This is a genomic window from Vibrio clamense (assembly GCF_050337905.1).
Lineage (GTDB): Bacteria > Pseudomonadota > Gammaproteobacteria > Enterobacterales > Vibrionaceae > Vibrio > Vibrio cortegadensis.
In genome coordinates, this window is the sequence record NZ_JAKJTJ010000025.1 from 143,096 (window position 1) to 163,133 (window position 20,038).

Consider the following 20,038-nt stretch of genomic DNA (forward strand, 5'->3'; position numbering starts at 1 on the left):
TTCTCTCTTTCACATCTGCTTTCATCTTCGTGTTTCTTTTTACTAAAGGCGCTAAAGTTCTACCTGTAGTGATCCTCAGTTTATTTAGCTATTATCATTTTATATCAGGTAAAGGTTTAGTTCCGTCCTTAGAGTTTTCAATTTTATTTCCTTTAATTTCATATGCTTTTGCCACGTTATTTCAATATATCAAGTCGAAAATTGAGCCTTATAATTACACTCTCATTTTAACCAGTTACGTTATTGTTGTAGGGTTTCTTTACCCCGTAGTTAACAGTTCCTTATACTGGCTACAGAGCGTAAAGCAAACCTCTTTAATGCCAGCTCCAGATCTAATGTTACTGGCGATTATTGGTGGTAATCTCACTCATCTCATTTTAACACCACTACTCATCATAACGGTTAGTACGTTAACAAGAAAACGTACAGTTCCCTTTCTAGACATCGATAATGAAATGCTCAAGTCGAGGTTTAAAAGTAGCCATTACTGGTATTGGTTAGCAACCTGTTTGGCTGGCATGTTGACGATTCTGTTTATTAATAACAGCATCATCTTAAACACCGTATGTTTAATATCACTGTACTGTGTTGCTGTTGGCCTAGGACGATTTGGTCTCATTCGTCCATTCGCTATCGCCGCCACCGTGGTTGTGCTTGCTGTTCACAACTCTGTGCAACGATTTAACTTAAAAGTGATTGATACTTATCAGTTCTATGATCAACTTTTAGTTTTCGCGATTATTGCAGCCTTGATTTTCCTTCTGGCTGGGCATTCAATCCGAACATATTTAACGACAAAATCCGCGATTGAACACGAGCGCCGAGATCCCTATACAGGCATCTATAACTTATCTCAGCTGAAAGAAGATCTAAATCAACATACTAAAGTGGTGCTCATTTATATCGATCTCGAAGCAACATTGTCAAAGACATTATGTTTGGGCCACAAAGGTCGAGCTCAGTTTTTAAAGAATTTAAGTGAACATTTAGGTGACAGAATAACCTTTATATCTCGAAGCTATCTGCCCCCCTTTTCAAGCGGTCTATTATGTTATTTGCCAGTTAATGAAAGAGTTAATGTTCAAAATGAAATAGACGCGTTGCTGCTCTCTTTGAAACACTTTCAATTTATCAAAAGCGGTCACTCAATCGAATTAGTAAAACGCTCTTTGATTTGCACCGAAATATCAACCAATAACAATATTGAGTCTATTGTCTCATTGCTATGTGAGCAATATACGAACAACCGAACAAAGGTACTCTGGCTTGATAGCTGTAAATCCAGTTCAACTCAAGTTGATAAACTGAGTTTTATTCAAGAAGCATTTAAAAATGACGACTTTGAGCTTTTCTGCCAGCCATACAAAAAGCTAGGGTCTAACAATAATCAAGAATATTTCGAAGTACTTCTAAGGTTAAACTCAGCCCACCAGCGTCATATGATACCGGCCAGTTTTTTTCCTTTGATATTTAAGTTTGGCTTAGAAAAAGAGTTGGATAAGTGGGTGGTAGAGCACACCTTCAAATCGCTCAATGAATACGTTATCAACTGGTCTCAAATTGGTCGTTGCTCAATTAACCTGACCGCCACAAGTTTGAACTTTGTGGAACTGGCCGATCAAATTATTGATTATGCAAGAATTTATTCGGTTCCGTTGAATAAGATATGTTTTGAAATCACCGAATCTATGGCACTACATAACGAAGATATTGCGATACAAACAATAGAGAAGCTTAGAGAGGCGGGTTGTTGCATCGCTCTAGATGATTTTGGTACTGGTTACGCGAGTTTCGATTACCTGCGTAGGCTGCCACTTGATGTACTAAAAATAGATGGATCTTTCATCAAAAACATCACCACTAACCCTACCGACGTGAAACTGGTTCAGGCAATGAGCCAAGTAGCTTCGAGTATGAACCTAGTAACTGTGGCTGAGTTTGTTGAATCTGAGCAGCATACTCAGATTCTCGAACAGTTAGACATTGATTTTGCTCAAGGCTTTGGGATTTCAAAGCCCTTACCTCTTAAAACACATTTAGAGCAAACTCAAACAGCCAATACACGTTGTGCGTAAAACCTTTTAAACCCAATAATTTATTAAACTCAATAAATTTATTAAACCCAATATTTTTTAAGACCTATAAGCCTTTTAAAAGCCTCTGCACTTCCAAAATTGACCTTCATCTTTAGCGGTTAAATCGAACGTTTTATCCGCTACGACCTGACCTTTTAATTCAACGGTCATTCGCCATTTTCCGATTTTATTTTCAATTGGGGCCCAGATAGTGTCGCCTAAGTAAAAATCCCAATCATTGTTACCAACATATTCCTCACCATCAAACGGTTCTAATACTTCACCTTTATCTGTCGTGATATCTGGATGATATATGCAGTAGCGAATCTTCTCACCCTTCGCTTTTTTAATGTTCAAGATGAAACCGAATTCGACATCAAGCTCAGCAGGTACTTGAGTCGTGAACTCTTGGATCTTCGGAAGATCTTTAGATTTTGAATCCCAGGTAGAGTAGATCCCATAAGAGACCATATCGACGATTGAAGAACGTTTTGCCATTTTTATAATCACTATTTTAAAAGTTAAAGTCTTGGAATTCTGTACGTTTTACTCTTGCCACTGACGCTTCATTCTCGCAACCGTAGCGGCATCGACACCATGAATATTGTTATAGCTCTCTCTGCACACTAATATGCAAAGTTCGACTCGATGCTTCTTCGCAAGTTGCTGGTAAGCTTTCATTTCCCAGTGACAAACAAAAGTATTGGCGACAACCACACTATCACCGGCTTTTAGCCATTCATCAGTCTGCTTTTGACACCATTCATGCGCTTGTTTCAGTTTTGATGCATTAAACTCATAGGTACCGGCATCATTAACGAAATACATATCGGCTTCGACATGTTTAGCTGGTAATGATTTTGCTAAAGTCGATTTACCTGAGCCCGGTAAGCCTCTAATCAAAGTTAAGGTTTGCACACATAATTCCCTATCAATTTCAGTATTATCAGCCGCGTTGTATTCTAATCGCATTATACCTTGGTACCACAGAATATAACCCTATTTTATAACACGTCATACACTGTTTGTTTTTGTGATCCCATCGACCGCTCTTCGAAAGTATTAAAATCAGATTAAGTTTGCATACGATGTCGACATCTCCCTTTAATTAAGTTAGGTTTAGATGTATAGACGTCCAAAAATAGCTTAGGGAGCAAGCTGTGCCAATACGAATCCCCGATCAATTACCCGCATCCGATGTGTTACGCCAAGAGAATATCTTCGTGATGCCTGAATCTCGAGCTTCTACTCAGGAAATTCGACCTCTGAAAGTGCTGATCCTTAATCTGATGCCTAAAAAGATTGAGACTGAAACCCAATTTCTTCGCTTACTTTCAAATAGTCCTTTGCAGGTTGATATTGAATTACTGCGCATCGATGATCGCCCAAGCAAAAACACACCAACAGAACATTTAGACAACTTCTACCGCCAATTTGAGATGGTTAAGAAGCGTAACTTTGATGGTTTGATCATTACAGGTGCGCCACTCGGGCTAGTCCAATTTGAAGATGTTATCTATTGGGAACACCTTGAAGATATTATGTCTTGGGCGAATAAACACGTCACTTCAACTCTGTTCGTCTGCTGGGCGGCTCAAGCGGGTCTCAAACTGCTCTATAACTTGCCAAAGAGAACACGCAAAGAGAAGCTATCTGGTGTTTATCACCATAAATTGCACCAAGAGTTCCACCCAATTCTGCGCGGGTTTGATGATACTTTCCTTGCACCCCACTCTCGTTATGCTGATTTTTCCCCAGAATATTTAAGTGAGCATACCGATCTTGATATCCTCGCGAGTTCTGATGATGCTGGTGTCTATTTGGCAGCAACCAAAGATAAACGAAATGTGTTTGTTACGGGTCACCCTGAGTATGACGCTTTCACCTTACATCATGAATATGTCCGTGACTTAAGCGAAGGCATGGAGCCTGTGATTCCAATTAATTACTACCCTAACGACAATCCGGATAATAAGCCGAACGCAAGTTGGCGAAGTCACGGGCATTTGCTGTTCTCAAATTGGCTAAATTACTGTGTTTACCAACAGACGCCATATGATCTTGATGCGTTTAGCGAAGCAAATTTCACTCATGATGAATAACCATTAAGTACTCATTCCAACAAAAGCCGCGACGTTCGCGGCTTTTTTTTATCTTATCCGGTTTACAGCCTTTTTATCTAGCTTCCAAGCAATTTGACCTTTTCCATCTAGCTTAAGATTGCTTACTGTCTCGCAATATCTTCACTCCTACCACTTAATAGGGACCAATTTGCATACTATATCTGCATCATTGTTTGGAGAGTAACTATTGATGAAAACCGTATCGTATAAAGTGAGCCTTTTAGCCACCACGGCTTTGCTTCTATCTGGCTGCGTGACTGTAACCGATGGAGAGCCACAAACTGCCTCAGATCCAATCGCAATGGCTGAGTCACGGATCTCGCTAGGTCTGGGATACTTAGAAAACAGAAACATGGTTAAAGCACGCGAGAATTTAGAGCTCGCCGTCAGACACTCACCAAATTATTATCGCTCCCACCTTTCAATGGCACATTACTATGAGGTGGTATCAGAATATGACAAAGCGCGAACATCTTATGAAATAGCACTTAGGCATGATTCACGGAATGGGAATGTTTTAAACAACTACGGAACTTTCTTATGCAAGCAGGGAGAGTTTGAACAAGCAGATCGCTACTTCAACAAAGCCATTCAACAGCCTTATTATTATCTCGTTTCAGCCAGTTACGAAAATGCGGGGTTCTGTGCTCTAAAAGCACAACACATTGAAAAGGCAGCGGCGTATTTCCAACGCGCATTAGATCATGACCCCAACCGAGTAAGATCAACATTACAGCTCGCCAATTTAGAGGTAACCAATGATCAATATAATGACGCTCGCTTACGCCTGTTACGTTTCCATAAACGATATGGCTATCAAATAACCTCATTACAAATTCTGATTAGATTAGAGTCGCTAGCAGGAAACACAGTATTGGAGAAAAAATACCGTGAGCAACTTACGAAAATGCAAGGATAAGCATGTCGTCATAGGCTCATATTGCGGAAAGGTATTGTTATGGAAAGCTATTGTTAAGAAAGACGTGCGATGGAAAGAACTACTTTCTATCGCGTGTCCGTCTTCTCTCTCTACCCATACCACGTAAACGACGCACTTTTGTACGTCGTTTTATCTTCTGAGATTCACGGTAGATAATGCGAATAAATAGAATAAGCCCAATCAGTAACAAGACTGAAAATACGCTCATAAAACTTTCGCATAACCAGTCTGGTTTACAAGGAAGGTAAATTTCAAATTCCATGAATCCTCCTAACCTATTTAGTGGCTAATTAATGGAACTATTTACTCATTAATTAACTCACCTCTTAACCTGTTGACTCTCAGTGATGTCTTTGTGGTATTGGTTTACTCTTGTTCTTCACCTAGCAACCAATCTTGTCGCTGCTGTTTGTCTAAAAATGTCCAAGCCACAAAACGGCTGACTTTTTGGCCTTGGCTCATCTCTACAAATTTAACTGATCGTGCCCCTACTTTTTCAAGTAGCACTCGCGTTTGATCAACATGTTCACCTTTCGACATCAAGGTAGTAAACCACAACACTTGATGTGCATAATTCTCACTCTCTTTGACCATCTTCGCGATGAACTCGGCTTCACCACCTGGACACCATAACTCATTGTTCTGGCCACCAAAGTTAAGTATAGGCGCTTTTGATGATGACGCTTTCAAATTAGCCGTCTCTTTGAACGGTTTTCCTTGAATGGCGCGTCCGCCACGTTTTACTTTATTGGCATTTAAGTTGTCAATTTTTCGCTGACTGCCTTGCTGCGCTTCTTCTTGAGACTTATGGAATGGTGGATTACATACCGTTATGTCATAGCGTTCTTTTTTCTTGATCACACCCTTAAAAATAGAATCAGAGTCATTTTGTAAGCGACACTGGATTCGGCCTTTCAAATGCGGGTTTGTGCTTGCGATGAAACTTGCCATCTTGATTGATAGCGGATCAACGTCACTTGCAACAAAGCGCCAACCATATTCACTGACACCAATAATTGGATAGATGCAGTTTGCACCCATACCGATATCAAGAGCGGTAACAGTTTTATGATTAAACTCAGCACCATCCAACTCATCATTAATTAAGTCCGCAACGCGATGAATGTAATCCGCTCGCCCTGGAATGGGTGGACATAAGTAGCCTTCAGGAATATCCCAATGCTTCACGCCATAGTGATGAGCAAGCAACGACTTGTTCAGCATTTTGACCGCTACTGGATTCGAGAAATCAATGCTCGATTCCCCCATCGGGTTCTTGATGATGTGCTCACTTAATTCAGGTAGTGCTTGAGCAAGGGCAGCGAAATCATAACGACCTTTATGCTGGTTACGGACATGTAAGCCATCTTTACCCTTTAATTTAGGTGCTGAACGCTTGCCGCCGTGTTTGCCGTGGGGTTTATGACCGCCGGGTTTATTACTGCTAGGGGTATTACCACTAGGCTTGTTGCGAGAATCTGATTTTTTAAAATTCGGGGTCTTCGTGTTCGGTCTCTTTGCTTGTGAGTTCGACGCTTTTGATTGATTAGAACCCGTTTTGCTAGACTCACTTTTATCTGTCATTGAAGGTTGAGCTGACGCTTTTTGTGAGCGACGGTTCTTTGAGTTCGACTTTTGTGACACCGTCACCCCATCACTACTCTTATTAAGAGATAACGTTTTTTTCGGCTCGGTTGTAGACGTTTGTTTTGATTGAGTCATATTTTACTACTGCTTATTTTGTTCATTTTTCAGATCAACGTAGATCATAAAAAGACGAGCATCAAGTTCTAGCTGATGATAGTCAGGGGTCATGTGGCAACACAGTTTGTAGAAAGCTTTGTCATGCTCTTTCTCTTTAATATGAGCAAGTTCATGAATCACCAACATTCTTAACAGTGGCTCAGGAGCGGTCTTAAACACGCTCGCAATTCTAATTTCATTCTTTGATTTTATTTTGCCGCCATGCACTTTTGCTACATAGGTATGAAGCCCTAACGCATTATTAATCAGGTGGATCTTGCTATCATAAATAACCTTGCTGATCGGTGAGGTTTTCTTCATGTAACGATTCTTAATATCCATCGCGTATTCAAATAACGCTTTCTCACTTTTAATGGTGTGATTTTCTGGATATCGCTGTTCAAACCAAGGAATAAGCTTCTCGGTTTGTATTAGCTGTTCCACTTGAGTGACGATATTTTTTGGATAACCGTTTATATAGCGTAATGAGGGATGCATAACTAATCTTGTAACTTCGCATGGCTGTGTCGATATTGACGCGCAGTGTACCCTATCCGCCTTTTCTATTCACCTCAGATTCGTTACACTCGCAGCCCATAATTTATATCGCCGGATTTAAGAAGGTTATTTCCATGAAACGTATTGTTCTTTATGTTGCCGATAAGTGCCCACATTGCAAAGATGCTCAACGCTATTTGGACTCCAAAGGCATTAAATACCGTCTGACTAATGCAAAAATGCAGCGCGGACGCAAAGAACTACAAGCGATGGGTGCTCGTTCAATTCCTGTGCTAAAAATTGGCGATCAAGTCATGATTGGTTGGAATCAGAAGAACTTTGACAAGATGTATAACGCCTAAGCTTTGATCCAGAGAAAGCAGTATGTGGAGCTACACATACTGCTTTACGAAATTAATAAAAGTTCGGTCCGCATTCGACAAATATCCCTCTTTTCGCCAAGCTATCGCTAAATCCAAGTGCACCGGTTCTTCAAATGGAATCGCTACCACGTCTGGTTCATTCTCTGTCACAATTTCTAGCAAAGCAGTTATCGCAAATTCTCGCCTTACGATATTCAAAATCATCGGCAGCAGATTCGTTTCAAATGAAAACTTCGGCGTAAAGCCAAACTCGTCGCACAGCTTGTCTATGAATTCACGGTGAAAATAGGTTGTTTTAAACATCACTAACTCTTGATCAAAGAACTGCTGATAAGAGATAGAAGCCTGTTTTGCGAACGGATGTTGTACCCCGACCACTGCGACCATTTGTGAACTCAAAAGCGGATCAACATCCAACTCATCAGGCACATCTTCGTTAAGGATAACGCCTATGTCGAGATCACCATCCACCAGCATTTGCCGTATTGCTTGAGTGCCTGCATTGATGACGGTCATTTTAAGGTTTGGATAGAGGTTTTTAAACGCCATCACAACTTCAGGCAAAAAATATGAGCCGACCATGCTAGGAGCGCCAAGCCTGACCTCTCCTTTTTCAAGCCCTTTCAACTCCGCCATTGCTAATACCGCATCATCAATTTGTTGAACAATACGCTTTGCGTGTTCAAGAAGAACGTTCCCTTCATGGGTTAGCGTCACTTTTCGATCATTGCGCCTAAATAGCTCAAGTGCGAGCTGCTGTTCAAACTTTTTGATTGAAATGGAAAGTGCAGGTTGAGCAATATGCAGAGACTCCGCTGCACGTGTAAAGTTCTGATGCTCTGCAACGGCAAGAAAGTGTTTAAGCTGTCGAGAATCCATTATGTCCTTTCCATATAAAAAATATATCAACTAAATAAATTTAATATATTTCATTAATTCACAAACCACTGATAACTTGATCACATTGGCTATCATTTAAATTTTCCGTGTAGTGTCACCTTAGTCACTGCACACCTAAGCAAGTCCGTAATAGCCCGCTAATTCACTACAGATACGATATTTAAGGAATCATCATGATCGAGTTAGGCAGTAAGCAGTATTTCAAAGTCACCGCCGGACTTGCGCTTGGTTCATTTATTGTGTTTTGTAACCTTTATCTTTTTCAACCAATGCTGCCTTACATGGCCGATCACTTTGGCGTTACAGAAACTCAAGTCAACTGGTTATTCGCAGCTACAACACTTGTACTCGCCGTCAGTTTAGTCCCGTGGGCAATAAGCTCTGAAGCATTTGGTAGACGACGTATTTTGCTTATTGGTCTGTTTTCAATTCCGATGATTGGCGCGCTGATGTTGATAGGTGACAGCTTGCTGTTCTTAATTGCAGCACGAGCACTGATGGGACTTGTGCTTGCGGCTTTCGCTTCTGTCGCCGTCGCCTACATGGTAGAAGAACTCTCTCCCACGGCTTTTACTCAAGCCATCGGGGGATACATTGCGGCAAATTCCCTTGGTGGAATTACAGGCCGAATTTTAGGTGGTGTGCTAACCGACTCCTTTAGCTGGCAATGGGCGGTGGGTGTTATTGCTATTTTTAGCTTATTTGGGGCTATCGCGGTCTATTTCTTACTACCGAAACAGAAAAATTTCACACCTCAGCGAGGGATGTTTTTCCATCATAATCGCGCGCTCATTACTCACATTCGCAACAAAACCATCTGGTTAGCCATGCTCATCGGTGGCGTGAATTTCGCCCTATTCGTTAATCTATATTCGGTCATGGGTTTTCGTCTGGTATCCGAACCGCATAACTTGCCTATTAGCCTCGCGTCTCTGATTTTCCTCTGTTATTTAGCCGGAACTTTCAGCTCAAAACTAAGTGGACGTTGGAGCCGTCAATACAACCCACTCACTGGCATGTCTATCGGTGCAGTCATTAGCATGCTAGGAATGTGGATAGCCGTAATCGATGCGCTTCCCTTTATGCTTTTAGGGCTAATGCTCATTAGTTTTGGCGCATTTTTCACCCATACTCTCGCTTATGGTTGGGTGAGTCAGCAAGCCACAACCGCGAAAGCGACGGCAACTGCGATGTATCTCGGGCACTACTATATTGGAGGAAGCTTAGGTGGATTCATGTTGCTCTATTGCTGGCAAGTAGCAAGTTGGGGCGGTGTTATCACCGGAGGAATGATCCTGTATGCGCTCGTTTTCTTTCTTTGCTTTAAATTGCAGTCTCGTCAGACTGACCTTTCCTCTTTCTCGAATGCAAAAACATAAACTGGTTAAGCATCTGCGTGGTATTCTTGTCGGTAATAATCAAAAATAATATCAATGGAATCACGCAATGCCTTCCCAAAGCTCAACACCTTCGACACAACAAGTCCACGACCAAGTTAAGCAGTGGTTAGATGACGTCGTAATCGGCCTTAATCTCTGCCCTTTTGCCGCTAAACCACAGCGTAATAAACAGATCAAGATTTTTGTTAGCGAAGCAGAAACCGAAGAGACACTGCTAGAAGATATTCTTCAACAGTTCATGATCCTTGAATCTAAAACGGCAAAAGAGTTAGAAACGACGCTGGTTGTCGTTCCCAACATGCTGCAAGATTTCTTCGATTACAATATGTTCATCGACTGGATTGAAGCGTTGATAAAACAGCAAGAGTGGGATGGCACTTTCCAACTTGCGACTTTCCACCCAGACTACTGCTTTGGTGGCGCGGATCCTGAAGATGATGAGAACCTGACCAACCGTTCTCCTTATCCTGTGTTTCATTTGATTCGTGAAGAGAGCATGGAAAAAGTGCTGAAACACTACCCAAATCCAGAAGCGATCCCAGATACAAACATCGCCCGTGTTGAGTCACTCACAGCGGAAGAGCGTCGTAAACTCTTCCCATACTTGTTCTCGTAATATCGATACAGTCTAAGCCGTTCATACAATAACAATGTTCATCGCCCGATTTTAGAAAGCAGTTTCAGAGTGCAGTTCTAGGGTGCAGCTTGCTTCCCTCTTTGGTAGAATCGGCGGCTGAACTAATAAATGGACACTGTCATGCATCTTTCTCAACTTACCTCAGATATCTTTCAACACCTTTACCGCGATATCGAAGAATTTCGTAGCACGTTTGACCTTCCAGTTGCTGACCCAGCAAGTTTAGACAGCAAAGCTGACACATTGCATACATCACTTGCTATTGAAGAGTTAACAGAACTAGCGGAAGCAGATTGTAAAACAGAACAAGCAGATGCCATTGTTGATAGTGTATATGTACTAATGGGTCGTTTGGTTCATCTAGGCAATGACAAAATTGAAGATAATATTGCGATCAATTACCTGATTGATTTATTGCTCAACGTTGCAAAAAATCGCGCGATTGAATTTGTAGCGTGCTGGGACGAAGTGCATTCAAGCAATATGAGTAAAGTTTGTCGTAACGAAACCGAATATCAAGAGACAGAAGCTTTTTACGCACAACAAGGTATCAAGCTAATGGCCGTACAGAAAGGTGATTACATCATCGCCAAGTGTGCTGAAGATTTTGTTTCTGAAGGCAAAACGATTCGTCAGGGTAAAGTTTTAAAATCGGTATATTACCGCCCGGCTGATTTAGCGCCTCTAACAAAATAATCTTCCATTTGAGTCATGAGCGTAGAGCGGAAATAAGGCCCCTATCTTTGTCTCATAATGAAATGTCTCTAAGCAGTTGCACTTTATCCAAAAATTAAGTGCGGCTGCTTTTCTACTTCTATACGCTTAACTTCTGTCTTAAACACCGCACTGAGTTTTTCAGCTTGCAGTACTTCGTCTGTACTCCCGAAACTTTCCATTACCCCTTTATCAAGCAGCAAGACTTTATGCGCATGACGCAACGTACGATTGAGATCGTGATTAGCCATCACCACGCTGATACCTAGTGCTGTGATTTTATTGATGAGTTGATAGAGCAACGCCTCTTGACCAATATCTAAAGGCGCCGCAGGTTCATCAAGAATCATCAGTTTTGCATATGGGTTGAGTGTCGGCCAAACCTGTAGGCACATCGCCGCTAGCCTAACACGCTGCCATTCCCCACCTGAAAGCTGCTGTATTGAGCGATGCAGCTTATCTTGGATTTGAAGCAATTCGCACAATTCATCGAGAACAATATTTACCCGTTGCCAATCCCCCTTAACACAATTTGGAACTGACAAAGACAAGAATTGAAAGACTTCAAGACTGAATGAAGGACGTGCAGACTGGCTCAGATAAGCACGATGTAACGCAAGATCGGCAAGACTCATCTTACTGACTTCATGTTCATCAATGAAAACTTGCCCTTTCACAATAGAAGATGTGCCAACTATGCCCGACATCGCTTCTAAAAGTGTGCTTTTTCCGCTCCCATTAGGCCCGATAACATGAACAATTTCACCTTTATCAAATTGAAATGATAAGGGTAATAACCGAGAACCAATACTGACGTTTTGTACTCTAATCATGGTTTTTCACTAGCATCCAGATAAAAATCGGCGCTCCAATGGTTGTCGTCATTACGCCGAGTGGTAGTTCCGCAGAATTCAAAAGTGTTCTCGCCAAAATATCGGAAAAGACAAGTAGCGCTGCCCCAGTAATGGCAGATAGCGGTAACAGATAGCGATTTTCTGTTCCAAACGCTAAGCGCAAAAGGTGCGGTACAACTAAACCAACAAAGCTGATTACCCCACCCAGAGCCACTGAACACCCAACCAAAATGGAAACCGCCAAAATCAGTCGCCACCTTAACGAAGCGACATTCACCCCAAGTTGCGCTGCATGGGTTTCGCCGATCATTAACTTATCGAGTTTACTGCCCTGCAAGCATAGCCAAACCATCACTGGCAACATGACCATCGACAAGGAGTGATGATACCAACTAACGCCACCTAAACTGCCCATAAGCCAATACATCAATAGTCGAAGGCTTAGGTCATCACTAAAATAGAATGCCCATGTCACCATCGCGCCAGAAAGAATGCCTAAAGCAACGCCCACGAGTAGCAAGCGTGCTGTGGTGAGCTTCATCGCTCTCGCCATACTGACCAGTATTAATGTGAAACAGAGAGATCCCAAGATCGCAGCGACCATGAATATTTCAGGCGTTGGGGCGAAGGGTAAGAAGAATAGCACAATCACCATTGCCAAACTCGCACCACCAGAGATGCCTAATACTCCGGGTTCAGCGAGTACGTTGCCTAGTAGTACTTGTAAACTGGCTCCAGAAACCGCAAGTGCAGAACCGATAGCAATAGCGGCAAGTAATCGTGGTAATCGAAGATCGACCAATAATTTATGTTCTAACGGTGAGATATCACCAAAAGGAGAAATAAACAGATCACCAACCATGAGGTACGCGCAACTAAAGGCAACGAGTAGAAGACTCATCAAACCAATATAGCGTTTCCATCGGATCTGTTTTTGAAGAATAAGTTGTTGAAAATCCATATCACAATACTTTGCGTAAACAGGCTTAACTGTACCGTTAAGCCCTTAGAATAGAAAGTATTGTGACTGGAAAAATAGTTTAATCGTAGACCAATTGATCGTTTTCGTAGCGCGTTTCCACTTCACAAACCATCAATGCTGCTCGTTGGCCAACCGAAACGTTACGGTTTGGAAAAACAACCGCTTCATTGTCATTCTTTGCCATTAGAGGCTTATCACCATCATGACCAAATACTTCACCATGCTTGAAGCAAGTAAAGTTCTCCACATCATCACTGAACATGAAATCAAAATCATCATGCAAACGGACGATGGTTCGACTGACACGATACGTTGTCGAACGTTTTGGTAGGTGCTCAGGCTCGGCAGTCGCAATTAAGTTACGCAGAGCCAAATCAAATGCAGTAAGTTTGTCTAATTCATTCTCGCCAATTCGAGCAACTCGACCAAGTTCCAACGTTAGCGCTTGGGCAGAGAAGTTTTCTGCACTGTACCAACTGAAAGTGCTCGAAGGTGAGTTCGACAATAAGACGGCTTCTATATGTGAGCTATCGATGAACTCAAACAGCTCTCTGCCACGCACTTTATGGCGAACTTTTGGACTTACGGCAAATGAATAGTGTTTTGACAAACGGATCGCACAATGTAGATCAAGATGCCAACGGGATGACACTTCCGTTCCAGCATAGAACTGCGTGACGATCTGTTTTAGTTGATCGGCAATTGCCAACTCTAGCGTAGGTTCACGAGGTTTATCATCAAACAATCGGTTTAAGTTTTCATCAATAAACCGCGTATGTGCATTGGTTGCTTGAGGATGAGCAATAATAAATAGACACCTAGCATTCAGGGTCTGAAATCCTGTCTCAACATCTTCTATTAACTTATCAACTAATTCCATTGGTGACGTTTCATCGCCATGGATACCACAAGAAATGATTATATTTTTGCTGCTTGTACTTAAATCGGCAGGGATCACTTCAAGAACACCACGTTGGTGTAAAATCAGCTGAGCACCAGAATCGAGCATACACTGCTTTGCAGGCATATCTTGGTCTAAGTCTAAGCTGTCAAAAAGAAATGATTGGCGAAAGAGGGACTTCGTCATGCGTTACTCCTTTATTGCACAGCGGTATGTTAATGAATTGTACGTGCGATTTATGTAGGTGAGATCGCACTTATTGATAACCATTCGTTCATTCACCGTAAATAATATTGCTCTTCGCTTTGGGCGTACAAATATTAATCAATTAATTATATAAATACAGAGTCATAATGATTTTATGACTCTGTCTGTTTACCCGTTTTAATACGCTATATTAAAACACTGTCACTTATTTTTCGACTTCTTATCAAGCAAGAGCTCAAATTCATTGATTTTTTCTGCAACCATATCAATGCTTTGTTGCCAGAATGTTGTTTGTGTGAGATCCATTCCTAAATGTTTCTCGACAGCCTCTTCCGCCATCATGCCGCCTGTGTCACGCAATAGCGCTAAATAATCATGGTAGAAGTCGTCGCCTTTATCTTCACGCTGTGCATAAACACCTTTACTAAATAAGTAACCGAATAAATACGGGTAGTTATAAAAACTGGTGGTTGAGAAGCTGAAGTGTAATTTGCTCGCCCAGAAATAGGTATCCGCTTCTGACATCGCATCGCCATACCACTCTTTCCAACAGGTCTCCATCAACTCACACAGTTGTTCTGCGGTAAGCTCACCATGCTGGCGTTGTTCGTAGAAGGCTTTTTCAAATTCGAAACGAACAGGGATATTAACCATCAGTGCAAGTGACGTTGAAAGCTCTTCCCACAACATCTCTAACTTTTCATCATCGGTTTGTGCTTGTTGCAGCAGTGAATCACGAACAATATTTTCAGCGAATATAGAGGCAGTTTCCGCCAACGTCATTGGGTAACGGGTTTGGCACAATGGCATATCGCGCATTACCCAGTTGTGGAACGCGTGTCCGAGTTCGTGCGCTAAAGTCATCAAATCTGAACGACTCCCGCTCCAAGTCATAAAGACAAGTGGGCTACGAGTCGCCGATAATTTTGTGCAGTAAGCACCTAAGCGTTTGTTTGCCGCTGGGGCCGCCTCAATCCAACCGTTTTCAACCATCATATCAACAAAGCTCGCCATCTCTGGATCGACACTTTCAAATGCCTCTTTGATCACCTCAATCGCTTCATCAAATGGGTATACCTTTGCTTGCTTCTCACCCAGTGGCGGCATTGCGGCTAAATGGTTCCAAGGTTTCATTTCATCTAAACCATGGACTTTTGCCATTAGTTTTCCGGCTTTCTGACCAATATGGCGATTGTTTTTTGCCGTACTCATTAGAGCATCTAAGGTTTCAGGCGTAATGCGGCTGCCATGAAGACTCGGTTCAAGGAAATGTATATCGCGATCTTTCGACCGCTTTTGATATTCAGTATGTCGCCACCCTGATAAAGCATTCAAAATGGATGCGAATGTCTCTTGATGGGTTTTCATACCCGCTTGAATCGCTCGCCATGCTGGTTCTTGTTTATCGAAATCGCTACCATACAGAATACTCGCGGCTTGCGAAAAGCCCATCGCTTCATCATCGGCTTCTGCTGATTTGAGCGTCACTTGCAAAGAGCCCGTTAAGTTGTTGTATAACCGACCCCAAGCATCTCGCCCATCCACTTTCATTGCTGATAATAACTGCTCTTCAGCAATACTTAATTTTGTATCCGCTTGCTTCCTCAAACATTCGATCTGAAACGCCTGTCCAGATACATCAGCACTTGGGTGGTTAAGTACCAAATCAATAAATTCTTGGCTAGCGTGAGTCAAAACGTTTTCATATGGGCTGAATGCTTGGTCCATATCCGAGTTTAATTTAGCCACTCGTCCCATCAGGTTTTTGGCCTTTACGTGCTTAGCATCGACAGAGGCAAAACAAGTGGCGAAGGTATTGATCGTCGCAAGTAATGTTCCAGCGGCTTCCGTGGTTTGAATGGCATTTTGCATCGCAATGACGGTTTCACGCTTTTCAGTATGTAGATGAAGTAGCTCAATACATTGTTGAACCAATTCGATATCTTGCTCAATTTTTGTATCGTCTAAGCCTTTGTAGGCAATACTGAGATCCCAGCTAGGTGCTGTCATGTTCTATCCTTTATCTGTTGTTGGCCAAGCGTTTGATCCTATGCAGTTCACACGGATCCAGTGTTGACCTTCTTTTATCTGATTATCTTTTGCCTGATTATCATTTTCCAGGCTGTATTCTTCAAAATCGGTTGTCTCACTAGCTGCTGGATTCGTATCTGCTTTATTTGATCCATCCATCGCTAGATATGAGACTTGTATATGGGTAATCGAAGCGTTGGCGATGGCTAAAGTTGAATATAGCTTAGCGTTTTGCCAGTCTAGTTCCAGCAAATGCGCCAAAAGCATTCTGATCACCCCGCCATGAGTCACCACAAGTAAATGGTCATCATTGCGTTGTAGTATTTGTTCCCATCCTTGAATGGTTCGGTGATGAAAATCATTAAGCGTTTCAGCGTTCGGCAGTTGATGATTTGCCGGATCTTGCCAAAAGCTCTCAAGAAGTGCCCACTGCGAGGAGAGCTGACTAAACGCAACCCCATCGACATCACCAAATGACATCTCTTGAATCTGTGGCATTAGCTCCACTTGGCAGCCTAAACTAGGAGCAATGCGTTCCGCTAATTTGGCACAGCGTTGCAGAGGCGAACTAATGACGTGGCCGAATTTAATCTGACTTTCGATAATAGCTTTAGCGATGTTCTGTTGCGTCAATTCAGACACTGCAACATCCGTGCGACCATTCAGTGCCGCTTCACCTAAGGTTTTGCCATGACGTAGTAAATAGATGTTTTTGCATTTCATTTCAGGCTTCATCACTGACACTCTCTAGGCCGATTTCAATGCTAGCGGCAATCCAGCGGCCACCAATGTAACATTGCTGCATACCTTGGCTAAGGCTTGATTCATCCACCCTGCATGATCGACAAAAACGCGAGACACTTCTCCTAGTGGGACCACCCCGAGCCCAACTTCATTGGATACGAAATACAGAGATGCTGGGCTATTTTCCACCACTTGTACCAACTGCTGCACTCGTCGCTGAATTCGATCTGAATCCAATTCCGAGCCTAATTCAAAAATAACGTTATTGAGCCACAATGTTAAGCAGTCGACTAACACCGTGTCTTCAGATGTAAAAGTGGCAAGCAATTCAGGTAGCGCGACAGGACACTCATGCTCGCACCACTCCTCGCCCCTAGTTTTCTGATGGTGTGCGATACGATCTTTCATCTCATCATCAAAAGCGATGGCGGTTGCAACGTAATGAAGCATTTTTGATTCTACAGTCGCCTTTTGCTTTGCTTTCAATTCTGCAAAACTCGACTTACCTGAACGTGCGCCACCTAGAATTAAATGCTTTTCCACTCGATTTCTCTTATTCAATGACTATTGCCCTATAGCTCATACCTAATGATTCATATCTAACGATTCTTTTAACGACTCTATCCAACATGCCTCTGCTTATATATACATTCCACCAGTACAGGAGCTGAATGTTAGTGCTTTTATTGGGTAAATTGGTAAAGAATAGCCACAATTACGAAATAGATGAGTAACTCCATCAACTGCTGCGCGGCCCCTAAACAATCTCCGGTAAATCCACCGATTCGAGAGATAAGCCAGCGTTTAAACCACCAGCGAAATATTATTGCAGAGATGATTAAGGCGACGATGAATAGCTCTGGTTTCATGAATAGCCCTGGTTTCATAAATAACTCTGGCTTCAAGCCGTGAGCAACGGCCAAACTGAGATCATCAATGGGGAGGCCAAAAAGCATCAAACTCACTAAACCGCAAAAAATAAGAAAAACCAGTTCACCTACCCGCTGTTTATTCGCTAATGGTTTGCTTTTACTTGTATCAGCATCGCTCACGTATTTCATCTCGAAGATAAGGCTGGCTGCGACAGTTCGACTTAACGTGTGAGCCGCAATTAAGGTAACCATCAGAAACGGCGCAACTGATCCTTCACTCTGCAGACTGAGCAAATCGGCTATCGTAATTAACAATAGTAGCTTCCCTACCAATGCCATCACGAGCGTAGCCGCACCATAGGTACCAATTCGGCTATCTTTCATAATCAGCAGGCGACGTTCGACCGTCATCCCACCGCCAATTCCATCCGCCATATCGGTTAAGCCATCTTCATGGAAAGCTCCCGTTAATAACAGGCTGAACACCATCATCATCAATATTGCGATTTGAATTGGCACAAGGAAACTGCATAGATACAACACAAAGGAACAAAGACAGCCGATAACTGCACCCACGAGTGCAAAATATCGTCCAGAGCGATTCATTCTCTCATCTGAATATGGTGTATCTGCTGGAATAGGAATTCTAGAAAAGAAACTCAATGACAGAAGAAAGAGATCTCGCTGATATTTAAGCCAGTTCAGCGTGTTTGTTCCTAGTTGCATTAAGCTTGGTCTCCAGTGGCTTGCTCTCCAGAGACTTGATCTTCAAAATCATTGCCTTCAGAAGCTTCATTTACAGAAACGGTAACTCCAGCACTCTCAAAGCTTGCCATATGCGTATAAAAATCCGCTGCGGCTTTTATCAATGGCAGAGCAAGAGCTGCACCCGTTCCCTCTCCCAAGCGCAAGCCTAGATCCAACAAGGGTTTTGCATCGAGTAACTCTAAGACCATTTTATGCCCAGATTCTTCAGAGCGGTGCGCAAAAATCATATAATCACGACAATTGGGTTCGATAAGCGTGGCGACGTAAGCCGCAACTGAAACGATAAAACCGTCGACCACTATTGGCGTTCTCTTTTCAAATGCACCAAGAAATGCCCCTACCATCTGAACAATTTCAAATCCCCCGACTTCGGATAACACATGTTGAGGATCTGAATGAAGACAACGCTGAACGCCTTGTGATACTGAGTTTATCTTTATTCGCAATTGCTCTGAATTAATACCCGTTCCCAAACCCACGCAATCTTCGACAGGGTGATTGGTCAAAGCGGCTAAAATCGCAGAGGCACTGCTGGTATTTCCAATACCCATCTCACCAAACATAATCACATTGCATCCGGCATCAATGGTTTGCTGTGCGATACGTTTACCCAATTGAATGCCGAGATCGACTTGTTCAGCCGTCATCGCTGAGGTGTGGGTAAAGTTTTCAGTTCTGGTTCCTAAACGTTGCAAGGTAAGTTGAGAGGACTCGATATCGACAGGAATTAAAATACCACAATCCACCACATGAAAATCAATATCATTGACTCGGCAGAAACCGTTAATCGCGGCCCCACCTTGCAAGAAATTCATTACCATCTGCTGTGTTACCGCACTTGGTGCAATACTGACACCTTCATCAGCAACGCCATGATCGCCAGCAAATACCAAAATAGACGGCTTATGTATTTGGATTTCAGTAACGGCGGAATCTTGTCCCTGACTCTGGATCAGAGCAAGTTGATGAGCGACGTCTTCTAACATCCCTAAAGCACCAATTGGTTTGGTTTTCTGGTCAATTCGATGTTGAATGTGTGGTGAATAAGAGCGATTTAAGCTCATAGAGCATCCTTGTCTATTTAGAGGCGTTGATTTAGTAATAGTTTACCTGTTATTCAAGCACTTAATCCACCATAGAATCTCGAAAGCAATAGCACCTTGAAAACAATGTATTTTGAAAACAATGCATCTCGAAAGCAATAGCATCTCAAAAACGATAGAATCTCGAATATCCTGTTCTCAAAAAGCGAAGCATTATGACGTA

20 protein-coding genes and 1 pseudogene are annotated in these 20,038 nt (G+C 42.4%); 7 read left to right on the forward strand and 14 right to left on the reverse strand.

What is annotated here, in order from left to right:
* The first annotated feature begins 317 nt into the window (after positions 1-317).
* The gene (locus L4C39_RS14140; protein ID WP_429746512.1) at positions 318-2,075 is read left to right on the forward strand and encodes an EAL domain-containing protein; all 1,758 of its coding nucleotides are present in this window, start codon (positions 318-320) and stop codon (positions 2,073-2,075) included.
* A gap of 75 nt (positions 2,076-2,150) precedes the next feature.
* Here the strand turns inward: L4C39_RS14140 and L4C39_RS14145 are convergent, their stop codons facing one another.
* Both L4C39_RS14145 and L4C39_RS14150 read right to left on the reverse strand, forming a co-directional pair.
* Positions 2,151-2,573 (reverse strand): DUF3859 domain-containing protein, encoded by a 423-nt coding sequence (locus L4C39_RS14145; protein WP_429746514.1) that lies wholly within the window; start codon positions 2,571-2,573, stop codon positions 2,151-2,153.
* Between the two features lie 48 nt (positions 2,574-2,621).
* A complete protein-coding gene (locus tag L4C39_RS14150) occupies positions 2,622-2,993 on the reverse strand; it encodes an ATP-binding protein (RefSeq protein WP_429746516.1) in 372 nt (123 codons plus the stop codon).
* Between the two features lie 242 nt (positions 2,994-3,235).
* On the opposite strand from L4C39_RS14150, the gene metA reads away from it, so the two are divergent.
* Positions 3,236-4,177, forward strand: a complete 942-nt coding sequence (metA, locus tag L4C39_RS14155) for a homoserine O-acetyltransferase MetA (protein ID WP_017052282.1) — start codon at positions 3,236-3,238, stop codon at positions 4,175-4,177.
* A 211-nt stretch (positions 4,178-4,388) separates the two neighbouring features.
* Positions 4,389-5,117 (forward strand): type IV pilus biogenesis/stability protein PilW, encoded by a 729-nt coding sequence (gene pilW / locus L4C39_RS14160; RefSeq protein ID WP_429746519.1) that lies wholly within the window; start codon positions 4,389-4,391, stop codon positions 5,115-5,117.
* A 79-nt stretch (positions 5,118-5,196) separates the two neighbouring features.
* Here pilW and L4C39_RS14165 read toward each other — a convergent pair whose 3' ends face one another.
* The 3 genes from L4C39_RS14165 to L4C39_RS14175 form a co-directional block, all read right to left on the reverse strand.
* Entirely contained in the window at positions 5,197-5,400 is a 204-nt protein-coding gene (locus tag L4C39_RS14165) for a hypothetical protein (RefSeq protein ID WP_084654949.1), read from the reverse strand.
* Between the two features lie 104 nt (positions 5,401-5,504).
* Entirely contained in the window at positions 5,505-6,860 is a 1,356-nt protein-coding gene (rlmF, locus tag L4C39_RS14170) for a 23S rRNA (adenine(1618)-N(6))-methyltransferase RlmF (protein ID WP_429746521.1), read from the reverse strand.
* 6 nt (positions 6,861-6,866) lie between these two features.
* Positions 6,867-7,379 carry a YgjP-like metallopeptidase domain-containing protein gene (locus L4C39_RS14175; protein WP_017052286.1) on the reverse strand — a complete coding sequence of 171 codons (513 nt, stop codon included), beginning with the start codon at positions 7,377-7,379 and terminating at the stop codon, positions 6,867-6,869.
* Positions 7,380-7,513: 134 nt separating this feature from the next.
* On the opposite strand from L4C39_RS14175, the gene L4C39_RS14180 reads away from it, so the two are divergent.
* The gene (locus tag L4C39_RS14180) at positions 7,514-7,741 is read left to right on the forward strand and encodes a glutaredoxin family protein (RefSeq protein WP_429746523.1); all 228 of its coding nucleotides are present in this window, start codon (positions 7,514-7,516) and stop codon (positions 7,739-7,741) included.
* 30 nt (positions 7,742-7,771) lie between these two features.
* On the opposite strand, the gene L4C39_RS14185 is transcribed toward L4C39_RS14180, so the two are convergent.
* A complete protein-coding gene (locus tag L4C39_RS14185; protein ID WP_017052288.1) occupies positions 7,772-8,641 on the reverse strand; it encodes a LysR family transcriptional regulator in 870 nt (289 codons plus the stop codon).
* Positions 8,642-8,835: 194 nt separating this feature from the next.
* Here L4C39_RS14185 and L4C39_RS14190 point away from each other — a divergent pair, with 194 nt between their 5' ends.
* The 3 genes from L4C39_RS14190 (at position 8,836) to L4C39_RS14200 (ending at position 11,395) form a co-directional block, all read left to right on the forward strand.
* Positions 8,836-10,041, forward strand: coding sequence for an MFS transporter (locus tag L4C39_RS14190; protein ID WP_429746526.1), 1,206 nt, complete (start codon positions 8,836-8,838; stop codon positions 10,039-10,041).
* A gap of 67 nt (positions 10,042-10,108) precedes the next feature.
* Positions 10,109-10,678, forward strand: a complete 570-nt coding sequence (locus tag L4C39_RS14195; RefSeq protein WP_017052290.1) for a DUF1415 domain-containing protein — start codon at positions 10,109-10,111, stop codon at positions 10,676-10,678.
* 141 nt (positions 10,679-10,819) lie between these two features.
* Positions 10,820-11,395: a nucleoside triphosphate pyrophosphohydrolase family protein gene (locus L4C39_RS14200; protein WP_113795690.1), complete on the forward strand. Its 576-nt coding sequence runs from the start codon at positions 10,820-10,822 to the stop codon at positions 11,393-11,395.
* Between the two features lie 83 nt (positions 11,396-11,478).
* Here L4C39_RS14200 and btuD read toward each other — a convergent pair whose 3' ends face one another.
* The 8 genes and pseudogenes from btuD to cobT form a co-directional block, all read right to left on the reverse strand.
* Positions 11,479-12,246, reverse strand: a complete 768-nt coding sequence (btuD, locus tag L4C39_RS14205) for a vitamin B12 ABC transporter ATP-binding protein BtuD (RefSeq protein WP_429746528.1) — start codon at positions 12,244-12,246, stop codon at positions 11,479-11,481.
* Entirely contained in the window at positions 12,239-13,228 is a 990-nt protein-coding gene (gene btuC, locus L4C39_RS14210) for a vitamin B12 ABC transporter permease BtuC (RefSeq protein WP_371730621.1), read from the reverse strand. The genes btuD and btuC overlap by 8 nt, the downstream gene beginning before the upstream one ends.
* Before the next feature lie 79 nt (positions 13,229-13,307).
* Positions 13,308-14,336, reverse strand: a complete 1,029-nt coding sequence (locus L4C39_RS14215) for a succinylglutamate desuccinylase (RefSeq protein WP_429746530.1) — start codon at positions 14,334-14,336, stop codon at positions 13,308-13,310.
* 222 nt (positions 14,337-14,558) lie between these two features.
* Entirely contained in the window at positions 14,559-16,367 is a 1,809-nt protein-coding gene (locus L4C39_RS14220; RefSeq protein ID WP_429746532.1) for a M3 family oligoendopeptidase, read from the reverse strand.
* Between the two features lie 180 nt (positions 16,368-16,547).
* Positions 16,548-17,111, reverse strand: a pseudogene (locus L4C39_RS14225) (histidine phosphatase family protein); the annotation flags it as partial.
* Positions 17,112-17,135: 24 nt separating this feature from the next.
* A complete protein-coding gene (gene cobU / locus L4C39_RS14230; protein WP_429746534.1) occupies positions 17,136-17,675 on the reverse strand; it encodes a bifunctional adenosylcobinamide kinase/adenosylcobinamide-phosphate guanylyltransferase in 540 nt (179 codons plus the stop codon).
* Positions 17,676-17,815: 140 nt separating this feature from the next.
* Complete coding sequence (locus tag L4C39_RS14235; protein WP_429746536.1) at positions 17,816-18,730, reverse strand: adenosylcobinamide-GDP ribazoletransferase; 915 nt, start codon at positions 18,728-18,730, stop codon at positions 17,816-17,818.
* Positions 18,730-19,836 carry a nicotinate-nucleotide--dimethylbenzimidazole phosphoribosyltransferase gene (gene cobT / locus L4C39_RS14240; protein WP_429746538.1) on the reverse strand — a complete coding sequence of 369 codons (1,107 nt, stop codon included), beginning with the start codon at positions 19,834-19,836 and terminating at the stop codon, positions 18,730-18,732. The genes L4C39_RS14235 and cobT overlap by 1 nt, the downstream gene beginning before the upstream one ends.
* Between the last annotated feature and the right edge of the window lie 202 nt (positions 19,837-20,038).

Bases quoted from the DNA above. Each gene is read 5' to 3' on its own strand.
- pilW (WP_429746519.1), top strand. From the start codon at position 4,389: ATGAAAACCGTATCGTATAAAGTGAGCCTTTTAGCCACCACGGCTTTG.
- L4C39_RS14215 (WP_429746530.1), bottom strand. From the start codon at position 14,336: ATGACGAAGTCCCTCTTTCGCCAATCATTTCTTTTTGACAGCTTAGAC.
- L4C39_RS14235 (WP_429746536.1), bottom strand. From the start codon at position 18,730: ATGCAACTAGGAACAAACACGCTGAACTGGCTTAAATATCAGCGAGAT.
- btuC (WP_371730621.1), bottom strand. From the start codon at position 13,228: ATGGATTTTCAACAACTTATTCTTCAAAAACAGATCCGATGGAAACGC.
- L4C39_RS14185 (WP_017052288.1), bottom strand. From the start codon at position 8,641: ATGGATTCTCGACAGCTTAAACACTTTCTTGCCGTTGCAGAGCATCAG.
- btuD (WP_429746528.1), bottom strand. From the start codon at position 12,246: ATGATTAGAGTACAAAACGTCAGTATTGGTTCTCGGTTATTACCCTTA.
- cobT (WP_429746538.1), bottom strand. From the start codon at position 19,836: ATGAGCTTAAATCGCTCTTATTCACCACACATTCAACATCGAATTGAC.
- L4C39_RS14140 (WP_429746512.1), top strand. From the start codon at position 318: ATGCCAGCTCCAGATCTAATGTTACTGGCGATTATTGGTGGTAATCTC.
- L4C39_RS14220 (WP_429746532.1), bottom strand. From the start codon at position 16,367: ATGACAGCACCTAGCTGGGATCTCAGTATTGCCTACAAAGGCTTAGAC.
- L4C39_RS14195 (WP_017052290.1), top strand. From the start codon at position 10,109: ATGCCTTCCCAAAGCTCAACACCTTCGACACAACAAGTCCACGACCAA.
- rlmF (WP_429746521.1), bottom strand. From the start codon at position 6,860: ATGACTCAATCAAAACAAACGTCTACAACCGAGCCGAAAAAAACGTTA.
- L4C39_RS14145 (WP_429746514.1), bottom strand. From the start codon at position 2,573: ATGGCAAAACGTTCTTCAATCGTCGATATGGTCTCTTATGGGATCTAC.
- L4C39_RS14180 (WP_429746523.1), top strand. From the start codon at position 7,514: ATGAAACGTATTGTTCTTTATGTTGCCGATAAGTGCCCACATTGCAAA.
- L4C39_RS14165 (WP_084654949.1), bottom strand. From the start codon at position 5,400: ATGGAATTTGAAATTTACCTTCCTTGTAAACCAGACTGGTTATGCGAA.
- L4C39_RS14175 (WP_017052286.1), bottom strand. From the start codon at position 7,379: ATGCATCCCTCATTACGCTATATAAACGGTTATCCAAAAAATATCGTC.
- L4C39_RS14190 (WP_429746526.1), top strand. From the start codon at position 8,836: ATGATCGAGTTAGGCAGTAAGCAGTATTTCAAAGTCACCGCCGGACTT.
- L4C39_RS14200 (WP_113795690.1), top strand. From the start codon at position 10,820: ATGCATCTTTCTCAACTTACCTCAGATATCTTTCAACACCTTTACCGC.